The organism is Achromobacter dolens, assembly GCF_902859745.1.
Taxonomy (GTDB): domain Bacteria; phylum Pseudomonadota; class Gammaproteobacteria; order Burkholderiales; family Burkholderiaceae_B; genus Achromobacter; species Achromobacter dolens.
Genome location: NZ_CADIJW010000001.1, coordinates 459,894 through 482,978, shown reverse-complemented (window position 1 = coordinate 482,978; position 23,085 = coordinate 459,894). Strand labels below are relative to the sequence as shown.

Annotated in this window: 17 protein-coding genes; 8 read left to right on the top strand and 9 right to left on the bottom strand. The window is 68.3% G+C overall.

Annotated elements, in window-relative coordinates; genetic code table 11:
• Positions 1–6: 6 nt before the first annotated feature.
• From HV783_RS02105 to HV783_RS02095, 3 genes are all read right to left on the bottom strand, one after another.
• Positions 7–1,137: an efflux RND transporter periplasmic adaptor subunit gene (locus HV783_RS02105; protein ID WP_054501619.1), complete on the bottom strand. Its 1,131-nt coding sequence runs from the start codon at positions 1,135–1,137 to the stop codon at positions 7–9.
• Positions 1,138–1,365: 228 nt separating this feature from the next.
• On the bottom strand, positions 1,366–3,336 hold the full coding sequence (locus tag HV783_RS02100) for a BCCT family transporter (protein WP_116792038.1): 1,971 nt from the start codon (positions 3,334–3,336) through the stop codon (positions 1,366–1,368).
• A gap of 120 nt (positions 3,337–3,456) precedes the next feature.
• Positions 3,457–4,080, bottom strand: a complete 624-nt coding sequence (locus tag HV783_RS02095) for a TetR/AcrR family transcriptional regulator (protein WP_054501620.1) — start codon at positions 4,078–4,080, stop codon at positions 3,457–3,459.
• A gap of 167 nt (positions 4,081–4,247) precedes the next feature.
• On the opposite strand from HV783_RS02095, the gene HV783_RS02090 reads away from it, so the two are divergent.
• From HV783_RS02090 to HV783_RS02080, 3 genes are read left to right on the top strand one after another with little or no spacing between them, the layout of a single operon-like run.
• Positions 4,248–5,423 carry an efflux RND transporter periplasmic adaptor subunit gene (locus HV783_RS02090; RefSeq protein ID WP_116792039.1) on the top strand — a complete coding sequence of 392 codons (1,176 nt, stop codon included), beginning with the start codon at positions 4,248–4,250 and terminating at the stop codon, positions 5,421–5,423.
• Positions 5,420–8,593, top strand: a complete 3,174-nt coding sequence (locus HV783_RS02085; protein ID WP_116792040.1) for an efflux RND transporter permease subunit — start codon at positions 5,420–5,422, stop codon at positions 8,591–8,593. Before HV783_RS02090 ends, HV783_RS02085 begins: the two co-directional genes overlap by 4 nt.
• Before the next feature lie 2 nt (positions 8,594–8,595).
• The gene (locus HV783_RS02080; protein WP_175188617.1) at positions 8,596–10,143 is read left to right on the top strand and encodes an efflux transporter outer membrane subunit; all 1,548 of its coding nucleotides are present in this window, start codon (positions 8,596–8,598) and stop codon (positions 10,141–10,143) included.
• Between the two features lie 45 nt (positions 10,144–10,188).
• Here HV783_RS02080 and HV783_RS02075 read toward each other — a convergent pair whose 3' ends face one another.
• Entirely contained in the window at positions 10,189–10,959 is a 771-nt protein-coding gene (locus HV783_RS02075; protein ID WP_175188616.1) for an IclR family transcriptional regulator, read from the bottom strand.
• Between the two features lie 265 nt (positions 10,960–11,224).
• On the opposite strand from HV783_RS02075, the gene HV783_RS02070 reads away from it, so the two are divergent.
• From HV783_RS02070 to HV783_RS02050, 5 genes are all read left to right on the top strand, one after another.
• Complete coding sequence (locus HV783_RS02070) at positions 11,225–12,238, top strand: Bug family tripartite tricarboxylate transporter substrate binding protein (RefSeq protein WP_064526008.1); 1,014 nt, start codon at positions 11,225–11,227, stop codon at positions 12,236–12,238.
• Positions 12,238–13,128: a polysaccharide deacetylase family protein gene (locus tag HV783_RS02065; protein WP_175188615.1), complete on the top strand. Its 891-nt coding sequence runs from the start codon at positions 12,238–12,240 to the stop codon at positions 13,126–13,128. Before HV783_RS02070 ends, HV783_RS02065 begins: the two co-directional genes overlap by 1 nt.
• The gene (locus HV783_RS02060; protein WP_175142139.1) at positions 13,125–13,895 is read left to right on the top strand and encodes a polysaccharide deacetylase family protein; all 771 of its coding nucleotides are present in this window, start codon (positions 13,125–13,127) and stop codon (positions 13,893–13,895) included. The genes HV783_RS02065 and HV783_RS02060 overlap by 4 nt, the downstream gene beginning before the upstream one ends.
• 203 nt (positions 13,896–14,098) lie before the next feature.
• Positions 14,099–15,235, top strand: coding sequence for a C45 family autoproteolytic acyltransferase/hydrolase (locus HV783_RS02055; RefSeq protein ID WP_054501626.1), 1,137 nt, complete (start codon positions 14,099–14,101; stop codon positions 15,233–15,235).
• Positions 15,236–15,311: 76 nt separating this feature from the next.
• Complete coding sequence (locus HV783_RS02050) at positions 15,312–16,874, top strand: ABC transporter substrate-binding protein (RefSeq protein WP_175188614.1); 1,563 nt, start codon at positions 15,312–15,314, stop codon at positions 16,872–16,874.
• Positions 16,875–17,176: 302 nt separating this feature from the next.
• Here HV783_RS02050 and HV783_RS02045 read toward each other — a convergent pair whose 3' ends face one another.
• The 5 genes from HV783_RS02045 to HV783_RS02025 all read right to left on the bottom strand — a co-directional run bounded on the left by HV783_RS02045 (position 17,177) and on the right by HV783_RS02025 (position 23,052).
• The gene (locus HV783_RS02045; protein ID WP_175188613.1) at positions 17,177–18,736 is read right to left on the bottom strand and encodes an ABC transporter substrate-binding protein; all 1,560 of its coding nucleotides are present in this window, start codon (positions 18,734–18,736) and stop codon (positions 17,177–17,179) included.
• A 190-nt stretch (positions 18,737–18,926) separates the two neighbouring features.
• Positions 18,927–19,547 (bottom strand): GntR family transcriptional regulator, encoded by a 621-nt coding sequence (locus HV783_RS02040; RefSeq protein WP_049071990.1) that lies wholly within the window; start codon positions 19,545–19,547, stop codon positions 18,927–18,929.
• Between the two features lie 90 nt (positions 19,548–19,637).
• On the bottom strand, positions 19,638–21,293 hold the full coding sequence (locus HV783_RS02035) for an ABC transporter ATP-binding protein (protein ID WP_175188612.1): 1,656 nt from the start codon (positions 21,291–21,293) through the stop codon (positions 19,638–19,640).
• The gene (locus HV783_RS02030; protein ID WP_049071983.1) at positions 21,290–22,111 is read right to left on the bottom strand and encodes an ABC transporter permease; all 822 of its coding nucleotides are present in this window, start codon (positions 22,109–22,111) and stop codon (positions 21,290–21,292) included. Before HV783_RS02030 ends, HV783_RS02035 begins: the two co-directional genes overlap by 4 nt.
• Positions 22,108–23,052 carry an ABC transporter permease gene (locus HV783_RS02025; protein ID WP_006393367.1) on the bottom strand — a complete coding sequence of 315 codons (945 nt, stop codon included), beginning with the start codon at positions 23,050–23,052 and terminating at the stop codon, positions 22,108–22,110. Before HV783_RS02025 ends, HV783_RS02030 begins: the two co-directional genes overlap by 4 nt.
• Between the last annotated feature and the right edge of the window lie 33 nt (positions 23,053–23,085).

Below are 23,085 nucleotides of genomic sequence, written 5' to 3'. Positions count from 1 at the left end.
GCGGGTTCAGCGGGCTTGCGCCACGGAGTGCGGCGCGGCGTCCAGCGCCACGGTGTCCTGGGCGCTGATCTCGACCGGCGCGCCGTTATGCAGGCGCAACTGGCCCGAGGTCACCACGCGGTCGCCGGGCTTGAGGCCCTTGGTCACCACCACCCGGCCGCTGGCGCGCTCGGCGGTCTGCACGTAGGCCTGGGTCACGGTCGGCGGCGCCGATGCGTCGCCGGCCTTGGGCGGCGTCACCACATAGACCGAGTCGCCGTAGGCGCTGTAGCTGACAGCGGTTTCCGGCACGGTCAGCACGCCGGGCCGCGGCGGCAGCACCACCTGGCCGTGGGCGAACATGCCCGCCGCCAGCGCGCCGTCGGCATTGGCCAGCGTGGCCTGCACGCGCACGGTACGCGAGCCCGGGTCGACCTGCGGCTCGATGGTGGTGACGGTGCCTTCGAAGACCCGTCCGGCGTGGGCGTCGACCGTCACGGTCACCGGCTGGCCGGCGCGCAGCGCGCCCAGCGCCTGTTCGGGCAGGGTGATGTTGGCGTAGACGCTGGTCGCGTCGGTCAGCGACACCAGCGGATCGCCGGCGCGGGCGAACTGGCCCAGATTGACGCGGCGCACGCCGAGCACGCCGTCGAACGGCGCCTTGACGCGCTTCTGTTCGATCAGCGCCTGGATGCGCTTGATTTCGCCGGCGGCCTGGTCGTAGTCGGCCTGGGCCTGGTCCAGTTGTTCGCGGGTCGCGGCCTGCAGCGGCACCAGGCGGCGGGTGCGCTCCAGCAACGCCCGGGCGTTCCTGGCCTGGGCCTGCAGGCGCGCCAGTTCGCCCTGCTCGGGCGCGTCGTTCAGTTGCACCAGCAGTTGCCCGGCGCGTACCCGCTCGCCGGGCGTGAACAGGATCTGCGCCACCCTGCCATCGACTTCGGCCGGCACCAGCACCTGCCGCGTCGCCTCGATCGAGCCGATGCCCGACAGCGCCGCCGGGAAGTCGGCCTGCAACACGGGCGCCACCGCCACCTTCGCCGGCGCCATGGCCCAGCCGCCCTTGTGCTGCGCGCCGCCGAATTTCCAGTACAGCCCGCCCCCCGCCACCACCGCCAGGGCCAGCACCCCGGCGACCCATGCACCCGATTTCGCCTTCATGATTCTCTCGCTATTTATCAAAGGAATGGCTTGGATAATCCTAGAAAAATCAGACGAAGTCAAAAAACCTAAAGTAATGTTGAGGATTGAGGAAACCTATCGGCGCAAACGGGCAAGAAAAAACCGCCGGCGAAAGCCGGCGGTTTGCGGGGAAACGTGTTGCGACGGGACGCGGGTAGCGCGCTTCCGGCGCCAGGGATCGGCGCCGCGCGACAGGCGGGCGCTAGCCTAAGTGCGCACCATATGCAGGTAGTGGCGGTGGCGCTCGTACTGGTCGAGGATGTCGCCGATGACGGCATCACGGCTCCAGCCCATGATGTCGTAGTCCTGCCCGCCCTCGCGCAGGTGGACCTCGGCGCGGAAGTACTTGCGCTCCTCTTCGTCGGCGGCCTCCTCGGGCGTCAGGCTGGGCCGCACGAAGGCCTGCGGCTGCACCGAATAGAAGAAGTCCAGGTGTTCGCCGTGGTTCACTTCCAGCACCACGCCGCCCTCGCTGTCGCCTTCCTTGACCGCCACCGCGTAGCCCTGCTTGCGCAGTTCATCGGCCACGTCTTCCAGGGCCGGGGTCACCACGTCCGCGATGAAGCGCAGCACATGGGCGCGGCGCGGCATCATGACCATGTTGCGCAGCCGCCGCTCCCAGGACTGGCCGCCGCGCGCCGGGCGCGACAGTGTCAACGACTGGTAGCGGATGCCGCGCTTGGTGGCGTCGAGCTTGAGCGCCTTGAACAGCCCCCACAGCGACAGCAGCAGGATGACCGAGAACGGCAGCGCGCTGGCGATGGTGGCCGTCTGCAGCGCCGTCAGGCCGTCGGCCAGCAGCAGCGCGATGGCCACCGCGCCCATCGACAGCGACCAGAAGATGCGCTGCCACACCGGCGTGCGGTCGGCGCCGCCCGAGGCCAGCAGGTCCACCACCAGCGCGCCGGAGTCGGCCGAGGTGACGAAGAACACCGCCACCATTGCGATCGCGAAGATCGATATCACCCCGCTCCAGGGCAGCAGCTCGAAGAATGCGAACAGCGCCAGGGAGTTGTCGTCCTTGACGGTGTCGGCGAACCCCTTGATGCCGTCGACCAGGATGAAGTGGATGGCGGTGTCGCCGAATACGGTCATCCAGAACAGCGTGAACCCGGCCGGCACGAGCAGCACGCCGCTGACGAATTCGCGGATGGTGCGGCCGCGCGAGATGCGGGCGATGAACAGGCCCACGAACGGCGACCAGGCGATCCACCAGCCCCAGTAGAACAGGGTCCAGCCGCCGATCCAGTCGGTCGGCTCATACGCATACAGGTTGAAGGTCTTGTTGACGATGTCCGACAGGTAGGCGCCGGTGTTCTGCACGAAGGTCTGCAGCAGGAACACGGTGGGGCCGGCCACCAGCACGAACAGCAGCAGGATCACCGCCAGCACCATGTTGGCTTCGGACAGGATGCGGATGCCCTTGTCCAGGCCGCTGGCCACCGACAGCGTGGCCAGCCCGCAGGTGATGACGATCAGGATGATCTGCGGCATTACACCCACGGGAATGCCGAACAGATGGTTCAGGCCGCTGTTCATCTGCGCCACGCCCAGCCCCAGCGAGGTGGCCACGCCCAGCACCGTGCCGATGATGGCGAAGATGTCGACCGCGTGGCCGATGGGGCCGTGGATGCGGTTGCCGATCAGCGGATACAACGCCGACCGCAGCGTCAGAGGCAGCCCGTGGCGGAAGCTGAAGAACGCCAGCGTCAGCGCCACCACGGCGTAGATTGCCCAGGCGTGCAGGCCCCAGTGGAAGAAGGTGATCTTCATGGATTCGCGCGCGGCGGCCGCGGTGGCGCCCTCGCCCACCGGCGGCGACATGAAGTGCATGACCGGCTCGGCCACGCCGAAGAACATCAGGCCGATACCCATGCCCGCCGAGAACAGCATGGCGAACCAGGTGAAGTTGCGGTAGTCGGGCTCGCTGTGGTCGGGCCCCAGCTTGATGTCGCCATAGCGGCTGATGGCCAGGAACGCCACCGACAGCAGGATGATGGCGACCACCAGGATGTAGAACCAACTGGCGTTGCCCAGGATCCAGCCCTGGATCGATTCGAACAGGTTCTGCGCGGTCCTGGGCGTCGCGATGGCGAAGCCCACCAGCAGCAGCGTGAACAGCGCCGCCGTGTAGAAGACCGGGCGATTGATGGTGGATGGTCGGGTTTCTGAAGACATGCTGCCGCTCCTTTCGCCCGAGGGATGCGCAAGGCAACGGCGCTGGCCCCCTCAGTCCAGCCGGCGCGCCGCCGTTATTACTATCATGCCGCCGCTGGCGGTGACAATGCCCGCGGGGCCCTAGCCGGGGTCGCGTTCGCCGAACACCACGCGGCGGAAGAATCCCTCCAGCACCGACTCGGTGGTCTCGGCGCTGACGTTCTGCGGGTCGAAGGCGAAGCTGAACTGCATGCCGTCGGACAGCGCCAAGAGGCCGATGGCCAGCTCACGCGCCGGCAGCGGCAGTGGCGTGCCGACGCGCTCGGAAAACTGGCGGATGTATTCGGTGGTGGCGTCGCGCAGCTCGCCCATGCAGGCGATGAAGCCGACCCGGAACTCGGGGTCGCGGGCGGCCTGCAGCTTGGCTTCCATCCACAGCAGGAAGCACTCGTTGTCGCGGAAATGATTGCTGTAGTAGTGCAGCACGCTGTCTTCCATCTGCTGGCGGGTTTCGCCGGCCTCGAAGATGGCGCGCATGTCGCCCATGACGTTTTCGTGGTCGCGCTTGAGCAACTGCAGGAACAGTTCGGACTTGCTGGCGAAATTGGAATAGAAAGCGCCGCGGGTATAGCCGGCCAGCTCGGCGATGTCCTCGACGCTGGCCGCCACGAAACCCTTGGTCAGGAAGATCGATTGCGCGGCATCGAGCAGACGCTGGCGCGTCTGGTCACGGCTTTGCTCTCGGGTAAGGCGGACTTTTGACATGCGCCGATTCTATCATCTGGAACGATTTCAGATTCATACTTGTATTTGAATACATAGCCGCATTAGAATCCATCCCGTATCGGATTGCCAGGGTGTCCCGCCGGCCTGGAACGGCCTGCCGCCTCGCGTCCCGCCCCCCTCCTCCTGCCCGCGTCGCGAGGTGTTTCGTGAATTCTTCAGGTTCTTGCGCGCCCGTCGCCGCGCGCAATCCCGCCGCCGTCGCGGCGTCTTCCCGCCTTTCCCCGCGCCGCCGCTGGCCGGAGCTCGCCCTGGCGCTGACGCTGGCGCTGGCCGGCTGCGGCAGCAAGGAAGCCGAGGCGCCGCCGCCGCGTCCGGTGGTGGCCATGCCGGCCAAGGCCGACGCCGCGCTGCCAGCCTGGACCCTGCCGGGTGAGGTGCAGGCGCGCTACAGCACGCCGCTGTCATTCCGCGTGGGCGGCAAGATCATCGAACGCAAGGTGCGCCTGGGTGACACGGTCAAGCCCGGCCAGGTGGTCGCCCGGCTCGATCCCGCCGACGCCACCAAGAACGCCGCCGCCGCCCGCGCCCAGTTGTCGGCCGCCCAGCACCAGTTGGACTACGCCAAGCAGCAACTGGACCGCGACCGCGCCCAGGCCCGCGAAAACCTGATCGCCGCCAACCAGCTCGAACAGACCCGCAACGCCTACGCCTCGGCGCTGGCGCAACGCGATCAGGCGGCGCAACAGGCCGCGCTGTCGGCCGACCAGCTCAACTACACCACTCTCGTGGCCGACCATGCCGGCGTCATCACCGCCGAACAGGCCGACACCGGCCAGAACGTGGCGGCCGGCCAGGCGGTCTACAACCTGGCCTGGTCGGGCGACGTCGACGCGCTCTGCGACGTGCCCGAAAGCGTGCTGGCGGGGCTGGCCATCGGCCAGCGCGCCACCGTCACCCTGGCGCCGCTGCCCGGCAAGACCTTCAGCGCCGTGCTGCGCGAGATCGCGCCGGCCGCCGATCCGCAGAGCCGCACCTATCGCGCCAAGCTGACGCTGGAGTCGCCCTCGCCCGAGGTGCGGCTGGGCATGACCGCCAACATCAGCTTCGACAACCGCCAGGCCAACGGCGCCACCACCTACACGGTGCCGGCGACGGCGCTGTTCCATGACGGCACCGAGCCCGCCATCTGGATCGTCAAGCCGCAGGAAGACACGCTGGAGCTGCGCCGCGTGCAGGTGCTGCGCTATGACGCGCGCAGCGTCACCCTGTCGCAGGGCGTGCAGGCCGGCGAGCGCGTGGTGTGGCAAGGCGTGCACGCCGTGTCGGCCGGCGAAAAGGTCCGCGCGGTGCCGCCGCTGCACCCCGAGGACTTCGCATCATGAGCGCGCCGGTTCCCGAGAATCAGAACGCCGCGCACCGCCACGAGGAAGGCAAGTTCAACCTGTCGGCATGGGCCCTGCGGCACCAGCCGCTGGTGATCTTCCTGATCACGCTGGTGACGCTGTTCGGCGTGTTGTCGTATTCGCGCCTGGCGCAGTCGGAAGACCCGCCCTTCACCTTCCGCGTGATGGTCATCAAGACCCTGTGGCCCGGCGCCACCTCGCAGCAGGTGCAGGAACAGGTCACCGACCGCATCGCCAAGAAGCTGCAGGAAACGCCGTCCACCGACTTCCTGCGCAGCTACTCGCGCCCGGGCGAATCGCTGATCTTCTTCACCATGAAGGACTCGGCCCCGGCCAGCGAGGTGGCCAACGAGTGGTACCAGGTGCGCAAGAAGGTCGGCGACATCGGCGCCACCCTGCCGCAAGGCGTGCAGGGGCCATTCTTCAATGACGAGTTCGGCGACGTCTACACCAACATCTACACCCTGGCCGGCGACGGTTTCTCGCCGGCGCAGTTGCGCGACTACGCCGACAATCTGCGCACGGTGCTGCTGCGCGTGCCGGGCGTGGCCAAGGTCGATTACTTCGGCGAGCAGCCCGAGCACGTCTACATCGAGATCAGCAACACGCAGCTCACGCGCCTGGGCGTGTCGCCGCAGCAGATCGCCGAGGCCATCAACAGCCAGAACGCGGTGGCCAGCGCCGGCACCCTGACCACCGCCGATGACCGTATCTTCGTGCGTCCGAGCGGCCAGTTCCAGGACACCCGCGCGCTGGCCGAGACGCTGATCCGCGTCAACGGCAAGTCGATCCGGCTGGGCGACATCGCCACCATCCACCGCGGCTACGACGATCCCCCGGCCGAGCAGATGCGCACGCGCGGCGAGCCGGTGCTGGGCATCGGCATCACCATGCAGCCGGGCCAGGACGTGGTGCACCTGGGCAAGGCCCTGGAGGCCAAGTTCGGCGAGCTCAAAGCGCGCCTGCCGGCCGGCCTGACGCTGACCGAAGTGTCGAGCATGCCCAAGGCGGTGTCGTTCTCGGTGGACGAATTCCTGCGCTCGGTGGCCGAGGCCGTGGCCATCGTGCTGATCGTGAGCCTGGTGTCGCTGGGGCTGCGCACCGGCATGGTGGTGGTGATCTCGATTCCGGTGGTGCTGGCGGTGACCGCGCTGTTCATGGACATGTTCGGCATCGGCCTGCACAAGGTCTCGCTGGGCACGCTGGTGCTGGCGCTGGGCCTGCTGGTGGACGACGCCATCATCGCGGTCGAGATGATGGCGGTGAAACTGGAACAGGGCTGGAGTCGCGCGCGCGCCGCCGCCTTCGCCTACACCAGCACCGCTTTCCCGATGCTGACCGGCACGCTGGTGACGGTGGCCGGCTTCCTGCCGATCGCGCTGGCCAAGTCCAGCACCGGCGAATACACCCGCTCGATCTTCCAGGTGTCGGCGATCGCGCTGATCACCTCTTGGTTCGCCGCGGTGGTGCTGATCCCGCTGCTGGGCTACCGCATGCTGCCCGAGCGCAAGCGCGAGGCGCACCTGCCAGATGACCACGAGCACGACATCTACAACACCCGCTTCTACCAGCGCCTGCGCGGCTGGGTGGCGTGGTGCGTGGACCGGCGCTGGCGCGTACTGCTGGCGACGGTGCTGGTGTTCATCCTGTCGATGGCCGGCTTCGGCCTGGTGCCGCAGCAATTCTTCCCCAGCTCGGACCGCACCGAGCTGCTGGTGGACGTGCGGCTGCAGGAAGGCGCCTCGTTCGCGGCCACGCTGCGCCAGGTCGAGCGGCTTGAAAAAGTGCTGGACGGCCGGCCCGAGATCGCCCATTCGGTGAGCTTCGTCGGCACCGGCGCGCCGCGCTTCTACCTGCCGCTGGACCAACAGTTGGCCACGCCCAACTTCGCCCAGATCGTCATCACCGCCAACTCGGTGGAAGACCGCGAGAAGCTGGCGCACTGGCTGGAGCCGGTGCTGCGTGAGCAGTTCCCGGCGATCCGCAGCCGCCTGTCGCGGCTGGAAAATGGCCCGCCGGTGGGCTTCCAGGTGCAGTTCCGCGTGAGCGGCGACAAGATCCCCGAGGTGCGCCAGGTGGCCGAGAAGGTGGCCGCCGAAGTGCGCGCCGACAGCCGCTCGGTCAACGTGCAGTTCGACTGGGACGAACCGTCCGAGCGCTCGGTGCGCTTTGACATCGACCAGCAGAAGGCGCGCGAGGTCGGCGTAAGCTCCAACGACATCTCCAGCTTCCTGGCGATGACGCTGTCGGGCTACACCGTGACGCAATACCGTGAACGCGACAAGCTGATCAACGTCAGCCTGCGCGCCCCCGACAGCGAGCGCGTCGATCCGGGCCGCCTGGCCACGCTGGCCATGCCCACGCCCAACGGCCCGGTGCCGCTGGGCAGCCTGGGCCAGGTGCGCTACGGCCTGGAATACGGCGTGATCTGGGAACGCGACCGCCAGCCCACCATCACCGTGCAGGCCGACGTCAAGGCCGGCGCGCAGGGCATCGACGTGACCCACGCCATCGACAAGAAGCTGGACGCGCTGCGCGCCGAACTGCCGGTGGGCTACCGCATCGAGGTCGGCGGCCCGGTCGAGGAAAGCGCCAAGGGCCAGTCGTCCATCAACGCGCAGATGCCCATCATGATCGTGGCGGTGCTGACGCTGCTGATGGTGCAGTTGCAGAGCTTCGCCCGCGTGCTGATGGTGGTGCTGACCGCGCCGCTCGGCCTGATCGGCGTGGTGGCCGCGCTGCTGCTGTTCGGCAAGCCGTTCGGCTTTGTCGCCATGCTGGGCGTGATCGCGATGTTCGGCATCATCATGCGCAACTCGGTAATCCTGGTCGACCAGATCGAGCAGGACATCAGCGCCGGGCACAAGCGCGTGGACGCCATCGTCGGCGCCACGGTGCGGCGCTTCCGCCCCATCACGCTGACGGCGGCGGCCGCGGTGCTGGCGCTGATCCCGCTGCTGCGCAGCAACTTCTTCGGCCCCATGGCCACGGCCTTGATGGGCGGCATCACCAGCGCCACGGTGCTGACGCTGTTCTTTTTGCCCGCGCTGTACGCGGCCTGGTTCCGCGTGCGCCACGACGAGCGCGAGGAGCCCGAAGGCGTGCCGCCCGGCGCCCACGCCGGCGACAACGTAGAACGAGGAGCCTGACGATGTCCCTCCGTCTCCCGACCCCGGCCTGGCGCCTGGCCACCCTGCCGCTGCTGCTGGCGCTGGGCGCCTGCGCCTTCGCCCCCGACAGCAAGCCGCCGGCGATGGCGCAGCCCGCGCAATACGGCGTCGAAGCGCTGCCCGCCGCCGGCGCGCCGGCGCAGGGCGTGGCCCAGCGCTATGCGCGCGACGGCCGTCCGGTGCCCGAGTGGTGGAAACGCTTTGGCTCGGACGCGCTCAACGCCATGGTGGAAGAAGGCCTGGCCAACAGCCCGGACCTGGCCGCGGCCGAGCGCAATCTGGCCGGCGCGCGCGAACAGTTGCGCGGACAGGTCAATTCGTCGCTGCTGCCATCGGTGGATGCCGGCGCCGACGTCTCTCGCAAGCGCGCGCTGACCATGCCGAACCTGCCGCAACCCACGGCGCTCTACAACGTCTTCACCGGCCAGGTCCAGGCCAAGTACGACCTCGACCTGTTCGGCGCGGCGCGCTTCGAGAACGTGTCGCGCGCGGCCCAGGTGGAACAGCAGGCCTATCAGCTCGAATCGGCGCGCCGTTCCCTGGCCGGCAACATCGTCACCGGCGCCATCACCTCGGCGTCGCTGGCCGAGCGGGTGGCATTGACCGAAAAGCAGGTGGTGCTGGCGCGCCAGGTGGCGCGCGACACCCAGCGCCGCTACGAACTGGGCTCGGCCTCGCAGAACGACGCGCTGCAGGCCGACCAGGACGCCGCCACGCTGGAAGCCTCGCTGCCGGGCCTGCGCGCGCAATGGCAGGCCACGCGCCACGCGCTGGCGGTGCTGATGGGCCGCAGCCCGGATCAGGCCCCGCCGGACCTGGCCTTCGCCATGATCGCCGTGCCCGAGGAGGTGCCGGTGCTGGTGCCCTCCGAACTGCTGGCGGCGCGGCCCGACATCCACGTCGCCGAGGCCGTGCTGCGCGCGGCGGCGGCCGACGTCGGCGTGGCCACGGCGCAGTTGTTCCCCAGCCTGTCGCTGTCGGCGTCGATGGGCAAAGGCGGCTTTAGCTGGCCGACGGCATTGTCGGGCGCGGGTTCGATCTGGGCGGTGGGCGCGTCGCTGACGCAGCCGATCTTCCACGGCGGCGCGCTGCTGGCCGAACGCAGCGCCGCCAAGGAGCGCTATGAGGCGGCGGTGCTGCAATACAAGCAGACCGTGCTGACCGCCTTCCGCGACGTGGCCGACACGTTGGCGCAACTGGAGGCGGACGGTCAGGCGCTGGCCTCGGCCGAGGCCTCGCGCCGGGCCGCGGAGCAGTCGCACCGCAACACCGCCAACCGCGTGCGCCTGGGCGCCCTGGCGCCCTACACCGCGTACGCCAGCGAACAGCATTACGTCGCGGCGCGGGTGCGGGAAGTGGAATACGCCAATGCCCGCCTGACTGAAACGGCGGCGCTGTTCCAGGCGATGGGTTCGCCGGTGCGCGCGCCGCAGGCGCCGGCGCAACGGGCCAGCGAAGGTGCGGCGGCCAGTCCGCAAGCGGCTCAACCTCAACAGCAGCAGCAGCAGCAGCAGCAGCAGCAGCAGTGACCGCTACGCCGCGCTGCCCGCGCGGCGCCCACAGGCCCCCGGCGCCTACGGCGCGGGGGCCTGTTCCTTGATGCGGGACGCCAGCGCCAGGGACTCGATGCGCCGCGCCGCCGCCTGCAGCAGCGCCGTGGTCTTGTCCTGCGCGATGGTGTTGAGCCGGGTCGCCAGGAAGGTCACGGTCAGCGCGCCGAAGATGCGCCGGTCTTCCTGGAACACCGGCACCGCGATGCCGGCGCGTTCCGGCGAAATCTCGCCCACCCCCAGATACGCCCCCCGCACCCGGATCTCGTCCAGGTGGCGGATGAACTCGGCCTGCGTCGCGCCCAGGCCCGCGGCCTCGACGTCGGCGGCATGCCCTTCGTAGAGTTTGCGCTGGTCCTTGCGCGGCAGGAACGCGAGGATGGTCTTGGCGGTGGCGCCGCGGAACAGCGGGTGGGCGCGGCCGCGGCCGTGCGGGATGCCGAGCGCGTCGGGACCGCGCTCGTGGTGGATGTTGAGGATCCGCAGGCCGTGGATGACGCTGAGCAGCACGTCGCCGCCGACCTGGTCCACGACCTCTCGCATGATCGGACGGGCCACGCCCAGCACCGGATCGCCGTCGATGATGAGATGGTCCAGCTCGATGATGCGCGGTCCCAGCTTGTAGCCGCCGCCCGTCATGCGCAGCAGGTAGCCCAGGTCCGACAGGTCGCGGATGTAGCGATAGCCGGTCGGCGCCGAGTAGGACAGCTTGGAGATGATCTCTTCGGCCGTCAGCACCGGCGTGGCCAGGCTGAAGAGGTCGAGGATCGCGAGGGCGCGCTTCAGGGTGGACATGGAATCGGCGGACATCGGGCGAGGCGGAATCGGCGCAGCGTATCACAGGGATCCCGGAGCCCCGCAGCGCCATAACCCACGGCTATCAGCCCAAGCGCGGCACTTCTACTCATACTATCAGCTTCGTTATTTTTATCATTTATAGATAAAAACTAATTGGTTAAGATTGTTTTTTATCGAATAATGATACTTAAGCAGCAGACCAGCAGACAGAAAAAAGTCCGCGGCCCGCCTCGCCCGGCATGCACATCCAAGGGGAAATCGCATGAAGCAGTCCAGCAGCAGGCCCGGCGGCATCAGCCGCCGGCAATTCATGGCGGCGTCGGCCGCCTCGTTGGCGGGCGCCGCGCTCGCCCGTCCCGGCGCGGCCCGCGCGGCCGGCTACCCGTCGGAACACCCGATCCAGTTCATCGTGCCGTTCCCGGCGGGCGGCGGCACCGACCTGGTGGCGCGGCCGCTGGCCCAGGGCATCGGCGAAGCGCTCAAGCAGAGCGTGGTGGTGATCAACAAGGGCGGCGCGGCCGGCATCATCGGCACCCAGCAGGCGGCGCGTTCGGCGCCCGACGGCTACACCGTCGCGCTCGGCTCCACCGGCACCCACACCGTGAACCAGAGCCTGTACGAGAACATCGCCTACGACCCCATCAAGGACTTCGAGCCGGTCTCGATGGTCTGCTACTACAACAACGTGCTGGTGGTGCACCCGTCGTTCCCGGCCAGGACCCTGCAGGAGTTCGTCGCCCTCATCAAGGCCAACCCCGGCAAGTACTTCTACGGCATCACGCAGAACGGCAGCTCGGCGCACCTGGCCATGGAACTGCTCAAGGCCACGGCCGGCCTCGACCTGCCCGGCGTGCCCTACAAGGGCGCGGCGGCGGCGGTCAACGATTTCCTGGGCGGCCAGTTCCCGGTGCTGATGGACGTGGTGATCAACCAGCAGCAGTTCATCCAGGGCGGCAAATCGCGGCCGCTGGCGGTGACGTCCGCCGCTCGCTCGCCCGCCCTGCCCGACGTGCCGACGGTGGCCGAGTCCGGCTATCCGGGTTATCAGGCGATCGGCTGGAACGGCGTGTTCGTGCCCGCCGGCACGCCGCCGGCCATCGTCCATACGCTCAACGGCGCGGTGCAGAGCGCGCTCAAGCAACCCGCCCTGGCCCAGCTTACGCAGAACGGGCTGGAACTGCACGGCGGCACCCCGGAAGCACTGCGCCGTTTCGTCGCCACCGAAAGCGAGAAATGGCGCACCCTGATCAAGAACGCCAATATCAAGGCCACCTGATGCAAGCCATTCCCTGTGGCGTCCCGCTGGACGCCGACGCCAATCCCTGGCTGGCGCTCGACCATGAACTGCGCGCCGAGCGCCGGCGCGCGCCATCGGCCCCGCCGGTGCGGGCCGTGGTGTGCGTGACCGTGCACGTCGACGGCCCCGCCGTCGAGGTCGGCCGCAAGCAGTTCCCCGGCGGGGGCATCCATACCGCCGGCCGCTACGCCATCCGCCGCGGCGTGGCGCGCCACCTGGAGATCCTGGCGCGCCACGCCATGCCGGCGACCTTCTTCGCCTGCGGCTACGACGTCGAGCATTACCCGGACACCTTCCGCGCCATCCTGGCCGCCGGCCATGAGATCGCCGCCCACGGCTACCTGCACGAAGCCTGGGACCTGGGCGAGGACGAACCCGCGCTGCTGGAGAAGACCCACAGCCTGATCCAGCAGCGGCTGGGCGTGACGCCGGTGGGCTGGTGTTCGCCGTCGGGCCGCAAGAGCCACCGCACCCTGCCCACGCTGCGGCGGCTCGGCTACCGCTACGACGCCAGCGAAAAGGACCGCGACCGCCCTTACCTGCCGGCCGGCGGCAACGATGACTTCGTCATGCTGCCGAACAACACGGTGTCGCTGGATGACTATCCGTTCTATTTCACCGGCCACAGCCTGGCCGCCGAGGCCTGCGACAACTGGATCGAGGAATTCGAAGCGCTGCGCCAGGCCGAGGGCTACATCCACCTGACGGTGCACCCGAAGGCCGCCGGCGGCTCCGGCACGCCGGCCCGCGCCGCCGCCATGGACCGCTTCCTGGCCTACGTCGGCGCCCAGCCGGACGTGCACTGCATGACGCTGGATGCGCTGGCCCGCCACTGCCTGGCCCGCCCCGACGCCTGGAGAACCGCATGATGGCCACCAAGACCGTACTGGTCACCCTCAACGTGCAGGGGATCGGCCCCGAAGCCGCCGCCCGCCCGGAACACGAGCTGCACGGCCGCGACGGTCACGGCCGCTACACCTATGGCGGCGGCCTGGCGCGGGTGCTGGACATGCTGCGGCGCCAGCAGATCCGCGCCACCCTGTTCTGGCCGGCCTTCGAGGCCGAACGCTGCCGCGACCTGCTGGACCAGAGCCTGCGCGACGGTCATGAGGCCGCCTCGCAGGGCAACGCCTTCGAAGACCTGGCCACGCTGGGCGAGCGCGAGGCCGAGGTGCTGCAACGCGGCCGCGACCGCCTGGCGGCGCTGACCGGCCAGGCGCCGCAGGGCTTTCGCTGGACCGGCGGCGGCTTCAGCCCGCGCACCCTGCCACTGCTGCGCGAGCTGGGCTACCGCTATGACAGCAGCGCCATCGACGACGACGCGCCCTACGCGCTGGACGCCGACGGCGCGCCGGGCATGGTTGAACTGCCCTGGAGCGAAGGCCTGTGTGACGCCAGCCATTTCAGCCGCCGCGTCACCCAGGACCGCGCCTATGCGCACCTGGCCGAACAGGGCGAAGCCCTGCTGGCCGCCGAGGGCTACGCCTGCCTGACGCTGCACCCGCGCGCCGACAACGGCGTGGGACGCGCCGCGCGGCTGCAGATGGTCGAGCGGCTGCTCGACCATCTGCGCGCCGCCGGCGCCGGTTTTGCGCGCTGCGGCGATCTGGCGCGCGAACACGCGGCGCGCCCCTGACGATGCCGCGCGCCCCTGCCGACACGCCTGTCCGCCCGCCCGGCGGGTGGCACCCCGGCAATGGGGCGGCGGTCTGCGCTCACGTCGTGCCAGCGCTTCATCCTCGGGCAAACCCTCGGTAATATTGGCGCCAAAATAAGCTAATATTTTTGCAACATTCTCCCCTTCCCCGACCTCACGGCGCCGCGCGCCGCTATCCGTCCATGACCCAGATCACCCAATTCCCCTTCGTATCGGTCTCCGGTACCCCCGAGGCTCGCGGCCGCGCCTATGGCCAGCAGGCCGCCGACCGCGTGCGCAAGAGCGCCGCCATGTACGGCCAGACGCTGGTCGATCTGGGTTATGACGCCATGGCGCGCACCCGCCTCATCGAAAGCTTCGCCCGCGAGATCGAGAACTTCGCGCCGCACTACCTCGAGGAAATGCGCGGCATCGCCGCCGGCGCCAACGTGCCCTTCGAAGACATCGTGATGGTCAACGCCCGCACCGAAGTCATCGCCAAGGCCCGCGCCGAAAAGAAGAAAGCCGCCGAACTCGAACCGGGCGACGGCTGCACCGGCGCCCTGATCCTGCCGACCCGCTCGGCCAACGGCCGCCTGATCCATGGGCAGAACTGGGACTGGCGCGCCGAATGCGCCGAGACCGCCATCGTGCTGCGCGTGCGCAACGACAACGGCCCGGACATTCTGACCTTCGTCGAGGCCGGCGGACTGGCCCGCAGCGGCCTGAACAGCGCCGGCGTGTCGATCACCGCCAACTACCTGGAATCCGACCGCGACTTCCGCCAGTTGGGCGTGCCGCTGTCGCTGATCCGCCGCAAGGTGCTGGAGCAGGAGCACTTCGCGCTGGCCATCAAGGCCGTCAGCACCACCCAGAAGTCGTGCTCGAACAACATCATGATCGGTATGGCCGCGGGTTTCGGCGTGGACTACGAGTGCACCACCGATGAAGCCTTCCCGATCTACCCGGGCGCCGATGACCTGATCGTGCACGCCAACCATTGGGTCAGCGAAGTCGCCCTGGGCAAGCTGCGCGACACCGGCCGCGCCAGCACCCCGGAGAGCGCCTACCGCGACTGGCGCGTGCGCCGCCTGCTGAACGAGAAGGACAAGCTGACGCGCGAAGACCTCAAGCGCGCGCTGTTCGACGACTTCGGCACGCCCTACTCGGTCTGCCGCCCGCCGCGCCCCGGCAGCCACGACAATCTGTCGGCCACCGTCGCCATGGTCGTCATGGAGCCGGCCGCCGGCCTCATGGAAGTGGCGCCGCTGCCGGCGCTGAACCGCACGTTTACCCGCTACAGCCTGGACGCCGATCCCGAGCTGCTGGCCGCGGCCTGAAGCTTTCCCGGTCCACTGACCGCCGGTGGCGGCCGGATCCCCCCGGGCCGCCCTCGCAACCCCTGGAAACGCATCGATGAAAACAAAACTCCTGAATACCGCGGTTGCCCTGGCGCTGGGCGCGCTGGCAGGCTCCGCGCTGGCCCAGGCGCCCGCGCCGCTGCGCATCTCGTTCACCGCCGACATCCGCTCGACCGAGCCCGGCGTGAACCGCGACAGCAACAGCGACGCGGTGGTGCTGCACATCGTCGAGGGTCTGGTGGCCTACGGCGAGGATGCCGAAGTGCGCCCCCTGCTGGCCGAATCCATCGACATCAGCCCCGACGGCAAGACCTACACCTTCAAGCTGCGCCAGGGCGTCAAGTTCCACAACGGCGCGCCGCTGACCTCGGCCGACGTGCTCTGGACCTGGCAGCACTACACCGCCGCCAACGCCGGCTGGCGCTGCGCCAGCGAATTCGATGGCCGCGACACCGTCAAGGTCACCGGCGTCGAGGCGCCCGACGCCCAGACCGTGGTCTACCACCTGGAAAAACCCAGCAGCCTGTTCCTGGCCTCGCTGGCGCGCGCCGACTGTGGCGGCACCGGCATCCTGCAGAAAGCCTCGGTCAAGGCCGACGGCACCTGGGACAAGCCCATCGGCACCGGCCCCTTCGTCTTCGCCGAATGGAAGCGTGGGGAATATGTGCGCCTGACCCGGTTCGCCGACTACGCCAACCGCGACGGCAAGCGCGACGGCTACACCGGCTCCAAGCGCCCCCTGGTCGATGAAGTGCGCTTCGTCATCGTGCCCGACGACTCCACCGCCAAGGCCGCCCTGCAACGCGGCAACATCGACATCATCGAGGACGTCTCCAACAATGACGTGCCGGTGCTGCAAGGCACCCCCAACGTCAAGGTCGCCTACGCGCCGGTCATGAGCATGACCGCGCTGCTGCTGCAGACCAGGGACCCGCTGCTGTCCAATCCCAAGCTGCGCCAGGCCCTGGCCCACGCCATCGACTACGACCAGTTGGCCGCCGCCGTCACCGAAGGCCTGGCCAAGCCCAACAACTCCATCGTCCCGCTGGTCTCGCCTTACCACGACGCCACCCAGAAGGAAGGCTGGAAATACGACCCGGCGCTGGCCCAGAAGCTGCTCAAGGAAGCCGGCTACAAGGGCCAGGAGATCGAGCTCATCACCACCAAGCGCTACCCGCAGTCGTACAACTCCGCCGTCATCATCCAGGCCATGCTGCAGGCCGTCGGCATCAACGCCAAGCTGTCCGTGTCCGAATGGGCCACCCAGCTCGACCGCTACAACGCCGGCACCTACCAGATGATGACCTTCCCGTACTCCGCCCGCCTGGACGCGGCGCTGAACTACGAAATGGTCACCGGCGACAAGGCCAAGCAGCCGCGCAAGGTCTGGGACAATCCCGACGCCCAGAAGCTCCTGGACGCCGCCTCGGTCGACACCGACCACGCCAAGCGCCAGGCCTCCTTCGACCAATTGCACAAGCTGTTCCTGGCCGACGTCCCCAGCATCCCGCTCTACAACGGCCTGGACATCGGCGCCTTCCGCAGCGACATCCAGGGCTACACCCCCTGGGCCGTCAAGAAGCCGCGCGCCTGGGAAGTGGAGCGCGTGGCGAAGTAACCCGCGCAACGCCAAGCAAAGAGGCCGCGAAAAGCGGCCTCTTTGCATTGCAGCACATGATAGAAAAAAACCGCGCCGGCAACCGTCAAGCTTCAACGGTGGAGTCCGGGGCGGCGTTGGCCTGGCGTGCGCGGGGCGTGTAGATGCGCCCGAGGGAATCTGAAGGAACAGCCGCAGGCTGTGACGAAGATGACGAAGGGGAAGTCCGGAGCGAACGCTCCGGACCGCAATCGTAGCCCCGCGCACGCCAGGCCAACGCCGCCCCGGACGGCCCCAAAAAGAGACCGCCCGAAAAAAGCGACTTACTTGCCAACGATCTTAGTCTCCCAGGCCCGCGGCTTCCCCTCCCAGACCGAAAACCCCTGCACCCGCTTGTTGGTCGCCCAAGCATCCGCCCCGTTATAAAGCACCAACAAAGGCGTCTGCTCCAGCATTAACGCATGCAGTTGGTCAAACAGCTTCTGCCGCTTCGCCGGATCCGACTCCAGGAAGCTCTCGTCGATCAGCTTCTGCGCCTCGGGATCATCCCAGACCTTGCGCGGCTGCTTGCTCTTGTCGCCCGCGAACTGCTCGAAACTCAGCGCCGGATCGATCCGCGACGAGAACGTGAACGAACTGATCTGGTACTTGCCCGTGTTGTAGCGGTCCAACTGCGTGGCCCATTCCAGCACCTCGATCTTGGCATTGATGCCCACCGCCTGCATCATCGCCTGCGCGATCACCGCCACCTGGTAGCTTGGCACATGCGCGCGCTTGTTGGCGTAGATCACGATCGGCTCGCCCTTGTAGCCCGCTTCCTTGAGCAACTGCTGCGCGCGCGCCGGATCGTATTTGTAGGTGCGCTTCTCGGCTTCCTGGTAGTAGGCCGACCCCGCGTACACCGCCGAATTGTTCAACTGCCCCAGCCCTTCGGAAGCCGCCGCCACCACCTGCGGAATATCCAGCGCCGCCGCGATCGCCTGGCGCAGCTTGACGTTCTTTAGCACCGGATCCTGCGTCTGGAACAGCAGCGTGTGCTTGGTGGCGTCGTGCGGGCTCATCACCGACACCGCCGCATTGTTCTTCAGCTCGGCCACGTCGGTAATGGTGATCTGGCTCGCGTCGATCGCGCCCGACACCAGGCCGGCCTTGGCGGTCGACGGGTCCGGCACCACCAGGAAGCGGACCTCGTCGGCCAGCGGACGCTTGGCGCCGACGTAACCGTCCGGCTTGTCGCCGGCGCCGGGCGACACGTAGTCCTTGAACGCGGTCAGCAGCACGTACTCGCCGCGCTTCCATTCCTTGAACTGGTACGGGCCGGTGCCGACCGGCTGCTTCCACGAGCCATCGGCGTTGACCGAATCCTTGCTCAGGATCGCCGTCATGCCGCAGTCGGTGCGCGCCAGCGAATCGAGAAACACCGCCGACTTGCGGTCGATCTTGATGACGACCGTCTGCGCGTCCGGCGCGGTCACGTCCGTGACCTTCAGGCCGTTGCGGCCGTCGAAGTCGCTGCGGCAGCGCCAGTCCGTCTTCGGATCCATGTAGCGCTGCCAGCTCCAGAGCACGTCGGCCGAGGTCAGCGTGGCGCCATTGTGGAACTTGACGCCGTCGCGCAGCTTGAAGGTATAGGTCAGGCCGTCTTCGGACAGGTCGACCGACTTGGCCAGCAGCGGCGCCACCGTGCCGTTCTCCCGGTAACCCACCAGGCCCTCAACCATGTTCAGCACCACGCCGTCGGTGGTGTTGTCGCGGTTGACGCCCGGATTGGTCGAGCGGATGTCGGCCGGCTGGGCGATGGTCAGGGTGGCGGCATGGGCCGCGCCCGCGGCGGCCAGGGCCAGGCTGAGCGCGAGCGCTTGGGAAACAGGAAGGTGGTGCATTGTGGAAATCCCCCGGGGGCATGCGGCGCCGGATTCATAACTATATTGGCGCCAAAAATAGCTGCCCATTATGAAGACTTGCGGCTGGGGCGGTATCCGGGGTATCCCTGAAGACGGCCCCGAAATGACCGCGGCGGCCTCCTTTTCAGGAAGGCCGCCGCGAAAACCGGGCCATCGCGCCCACGGGGGGTCAGGAAATGTCCTGCCCGACGTGCTGGGCGATGATCTTCTGCAGGCGCTTGACGTCGCGCGCTTCCAGCGCCTCTACCATGTCGAAGTGCTCCCGCGCCGAGATCTCGATGCGCGAACGCGTCACCCATTCCTTGGCGGGGGCCGCCGGGCCGCGCGCCCGGGTTTCCTGGATCAGCGCCGCCAATTCGCGGTTGGAGCACATGTCGTACATCCCGGCGTGAAACGCCAGGTTGACCTCGTACTGCTCCAGCAGGGTGCCGTCCTGCAACAGCTTGGAAAACCGCTCGGCCAGCGCGCGCAGGGCGCGCACCTTGGCCGCCGTGACGTTGGGCATCAGGTCGGCCGCCGCGCCGGTTTCCAGCAGCACGCGGATGTCGCGGATCTGCAGGTGCTGATCGGGGTCCATCGTATAAACGTGATAGCCCCGGTTCGGGATGTGGGCGATCAGCCGCTTGGCGGTCAATTGATCGAGCGCCCGCCGCACGTCCAGGCGCTTGGCGCCGTAGCGTTCCTGCAGATCGATCTGTTTCAGCCACGCGCCAGGGCCGTATACCCCCGACTGAATATCCAGGGCAATACGGTCAACCAGGCCCGGCTGTGTCGCCGCCGCTTTCGGCATGGACCACTCCCGTGAATCAAATCCAAACCGCGTATTTTATGCATAAGTCCGCGCCGCAACGGAACTTCCGCCCGGCGCGGACCCGTCCCCTCAGGCCGTAACTCGCGACGGCTCCGGCTGGTCCAGCCGCCAGCGCAGGCGCACGCCGCCGGTTTCGGTCGATTCCAGCGCGGGAATCGCCGACAGCAGGTTGCGGGTGTATTCCTCGCGCGGCTGGTCGAACACCGTGTCGCGCGTGCCCTGCTCCACGATGCCGCCGTCGCGCATCACCACCACCCGGTCGGCCACCTGTTCCACCACGCCCAGGTCGTGGCTGATGAACAGGCACGAGAATCCGTGGCGCTCCTGCAGGTCGGCGAACAGGTCCAGCACCTGCGCCCGCACCGTCACGTCCAGCGCCGACACCGGCTCGTCGGCAATGACGAAGGACGGCCGCCGCACCACCGCGCGGGCGATGGCCACGCGCTGGCGCTGGCCGCCCGACAGTTCGTGCGGAAAGCGCTTGGCGTATTCCGAGCCCAGGCCGACTTCGGCCAGCACTTCGTCGACGCGGCGGCGCTTGTCGGCGGCCGGCATGTCGACCAGCATGCGCAGGCCCTCGCCCACCAGCTCGCCGATGGTCATGCGCGGGTCGAGCGACGAATACGGGTCCTGGAACACCATCTGGCAGTTCAGGCGGTAGTCGCGCCAGGCCGGGGAACGGCGGCTGACCGGCTGGTCGCGGAACAGGATCTGGCCTGATGTCGGCGCCAGCAGGCCGGCGATGGCGCGGCCCAGCGTGGTCTTGCCCGACCCCGAGCCGCCCACCACCGCCACCACTTCGCGCGGCTTGACGTGCAGGTCGATGCCATTGAGCGCGCGCTTGGCGCCGGTGCGCGAGAACAGGCGCTGGTGGCCGGCATAATCGACCACCAGGTTCCTGACCTCGACGATCGGCGCTTCCTGGATCGGCGGCCGCGCCGGCAGGCGGCGCGGCATGGCGTCCAGCAGCTTGCGGGTGTAGGGATGCTGCGGGCGCTCGAGGATGCCGGCGGTGGTGCCGGTTTCCAGCACCTTGCCGTGCTGCATCACCACCATGCGTTCGGTGTAGCGCGCCACCATCGGCAGGTCGTGGCTGATCATCAGCACGGCCGTGTTGTGCTCGCGCGTCAGGTCGACCATCAGTTCCAGCACGTCGCGCTGCACCACCGCGTCGAGCGCGGTGGTGGGCTCGTCGGCGATCAGCAGCGCCGGCTCCAGCAGCATCACCGAGGCCAGCATCATGCGCTGGCGCATGCCGCCCGAGAACTCGTGCGGCCACGCCTCGACGGCGGCCTTCGGATCGCGGATGCCGACGCGGCGCAGCATCTCCAGGATGCGTTCGCGGCGCTGCGCCGTCGACAGGTCGCGGCGGTGCAGCTTGAGGCCCTCGTCCAACTGGCGTCCGATGGGCATGGACGGATTGAGCGAAGTCATGGGTTCCTGGAACACCATGCCGATGCGCGCGCCGCGCAGCTTGCGCAGCTCGGCCGGGCGGGCCTGGGTGACTTCCACGCCCTCGAAGCGGATCGAGCCGCCGGCCACCACCAGCGGCGGCGGCGTCAGGCCCATGATGGCGCGCGCCGCCTGGGTCTTGCCGCTGCCGGACTCGCCGACGATGCCGACCATTTCGCCCGGCGCCACCTCGAAGGACACGCCGCTGACGATCTCGCGACCGCCGCGGCCGACGGTCAGGGACAGATTCGATACGGTAACCAGTGCGCTCATTGCACGCCCCTCATGCGGGGATCGAGACGGTCACGCACCGCGTCGCCCAGCAGGTTGATCCCGAGCAGCGCGAGCGCGATGGCCAGGCCCGGAAGAATGGAAAGATAGGAGGCCTGCGCCATGAACGGCCGGGCGGCGGCCAGCATGTTGCCCCAGGTGGGCGCCGGCGGCGGCACGCCCAGGCCCAGGAACGACAGCGCGCTTTCCGCCAGGATCACCCAGCCGAACATCGAGGTCGCCAGCACCGTCAACGGCGCGACGCAGTTGGGCAGCACGTGGCGCACCATGGTGTAGAGCTCGGAGTTGCCCAGCACGCGCGAGGATTCGATGAACTCCTTCTCGCGCAGCGACAGCACCGTGCCGCGCACGATGCGCGTCACCGACGGCGTATAGGCCAGGCCCAGCGCCAGGATGATGCCGTACTTGTTGGCGCCGACCACGGCCAGCAGGCCCAGCGCCAGCAGCAGGCCGGGAAAGGCAAGCAGGGCGTTGTTGAAGGCCATGATGATGCGGTCGGTCCAGCCGCGCACGAAACCGGTCAGGGTGCCGACAATGGTGCCGGCGATGATGGCGAAGCCCACCGTCAGCAGGCTGATCCAGACGCTGCTGGACGCGCCGGCGAGCAGGCGCGACAGTTCATCGCGGCCGAACTCGTCGGTGCCCAGCAGGAAGTCGCCGCCGGGCGGCTTGAGCCGCGCCACGAAGTTGATCTTGAGCGGGTCGTGCGGCGTCCAGAAGGCGCCCATGATGGCCGCGACGAGCATCGCCGCCACGATCACGCCGCCTATCAGCGCGTTAGCTGCAATTCGCTTTTTCATTCGGCGGTCACTCTCGGGTCGAAGATGGGATAGCAGAGGTCGATCAGCAGGTTGACGATCACGTAGATCACGCCGACGAACAGCAGGCAGCCCTGGATCACGGGATAGTCGCGGGCGAAGATCGAATCCACCAGCAGCCGGCCCAGGCCGGGAATGGTGAACACGGTTTCGACCACGGCGATGCCGCCGAGCAGGTTGCCCAGCACCAGGCCGATCAGGGTCCAGGTGGGACCGAAGGCGTTGCGGAAGGCGTGGCGCATCAGCACCGCGGATTCCGACAGGCCCTTGGCGCGGGCGTGGGTGATGTAGTCCAGGCGCAGCACTTCCAGCGTGCTGGCGCGCGCCATGCGCATCAGCACGCCGATCTCGTGCAGGAACAGCGTCAGGATCGGCATGGCCAGGTACAGCAGGCCGGCCTTCCAGTCTTCGCCGATCGACACGTAGCCCACCACCGGCAGCCATTGCAGCTTCAAGCCGAAGAAGATCAGCAGCAGCAGGCCGAGCCAGAAGGTGGGAATGGACACCAGCAGCGTGGCGGTGCCGACCAGGATCAGGTCGGGCGCCTTGTTCTGCTTCCACGCCGCGATCATGCCGGCGGGCACGGCCACCAGGGCGGCGAACAGCACGGCCACCAGCACCACGCGGCCGCTGATCAGGAAACGGTCCCACACCAGCGGCAGCACGGGCTGGCCGGTGTTGATGGACGAACCCAGGTCGCCGTGCAGCATGTTGCCGAACCAGATGCCGAACTGGGTCGGCCAGGTCTGGTCCAGGCCCAGCCGCGCGCGCAGGTCGGCCAGGGCCGCCGGCGTGGCAAGGTCGCCCAGCAGCAATTGCGCGGGGTCGCCCGGAATCAGGCGGATCATGACGAACACCGCCACCGCCACGATCAGCAGTGTGGGAATGGCCATGACGATACGGGATAGCGCGAAACGCAGCATGGCCCTCTCCTATCGCGGCAGGCAGGCGCTCGC

Bases quoted from the DNA above. Each gene is read 5' to 3' on its own strand.
- HV783_RS02105 (WP_054501619.1), bottom strand. From the start codon at position 1,137: ATGAAGGCGAAATCGGGTGCATGGGTCGCCGGGGTGCTGGCCCTGGCG.
- HV783_RS02095 (WP_054501620.1), bottom strand. From the start codon at position 4,080: ATGTCAAAAGTCCGCCTTACCCGAGAGCAAAGCCGTGACCAGACGCGC.
- HV783_RS02085 (WP_116792040.1), top strand. From the start codon at position 5,420: ATGAGCGCGCCGGTTCCCGAGAATCAGAACGCCGCGCACCGCCACGAG.
- HV783_RS02100 (WP_116792038.1), bottom strand. From the start codon at position 3,336: ATGTCTTCAGAAACCCGACCATCCACCATCAATCGCCCGGTCTTCTAC.
- HV783_RS02075 (WP_175188616.1), bottom strand. From the start codon at position 10,959: ATGTCCACCCTGAAGCGCGCCCTCGCGATCCTCGACCTCTTCAGCCTG.
- HV783_RS02060 (WP_175142139.1), top strand. From the start codon at position 13,125: ATGATGGCCACCAAGACCGTACTGGTCACCCTCAACGTGCAGGGGATC.
- HV783_RS02080 (WP_175188617.1), top strand. From the start codon at position 8,596: ATGTCCCTCCGTCTCCCGACCCCGGCCTGGCGCCTGGCCACCCTGCCG.
- HV783_RS02065 (WP_175188615.1), top strand. From the start codon at position 12,238: ATGCAAGCCATTCCCTGTGGCGTCCCGCTGGACGCCGACGCCAATCCC.
- HV783_RS02050 (WP_175188614.1), top strand. From the start codon at position 15,312: ATGAAAACAAAACTCCTGAATACCGCGGTTGCCCTGGCGCTGGGCGCG.
- HV783_RS02035 (WP_175188612.1), bottom strand. From the start codon at position 21,293: ATGAGCGCACTGGTTACCGTATCGAATCTGTCCCTGACCGTCGGCCGC.
- HV783_RS02055 (WP_054501626.1), top strand. From the start codon at position 14,099: ATGACCCAGATCACCCAATTCCCCTTCGTATCGGTCTCCGGTACCCCC.
- HV783_RS02070 (WP_064526008.1), top strand. From the start codon at position 11,225: ATGAAGCAGTCCAGCAGCAGGCCCGGCGGCATCAGCCGCCGGCAATTC.
- HV783_RS02025 (WP_006393367.1), bottom strand. From the start codon at position 23,052: ATGCTGCGTTTCGCGCTATCCCGTATCGTCATGGCCATTCCCACACTG.
- HV783_RS02030 (WP_049071983.1), bottom strand. From the start codon at position 22,111: ATGAAAAAGCGAATTGCAGCTAACGCGCTGATAGGCGGCGTGATCGTG.
- HV783_RS02040 (WP_049071990.1), bottom strand. From the start codon at position 19,547: ATGCCGAAAGCGGCGGCGACACAGCCGGGCCTGGTTGACCGTATTGCC.
- HV783_RS02045 (WP_175188613.1), bottom strand. From the start codon at position 18,736: ATGCACCACCTTCCTGTTTCCCAAGCGCTCGCGCTCAGCCTGGCCCTG.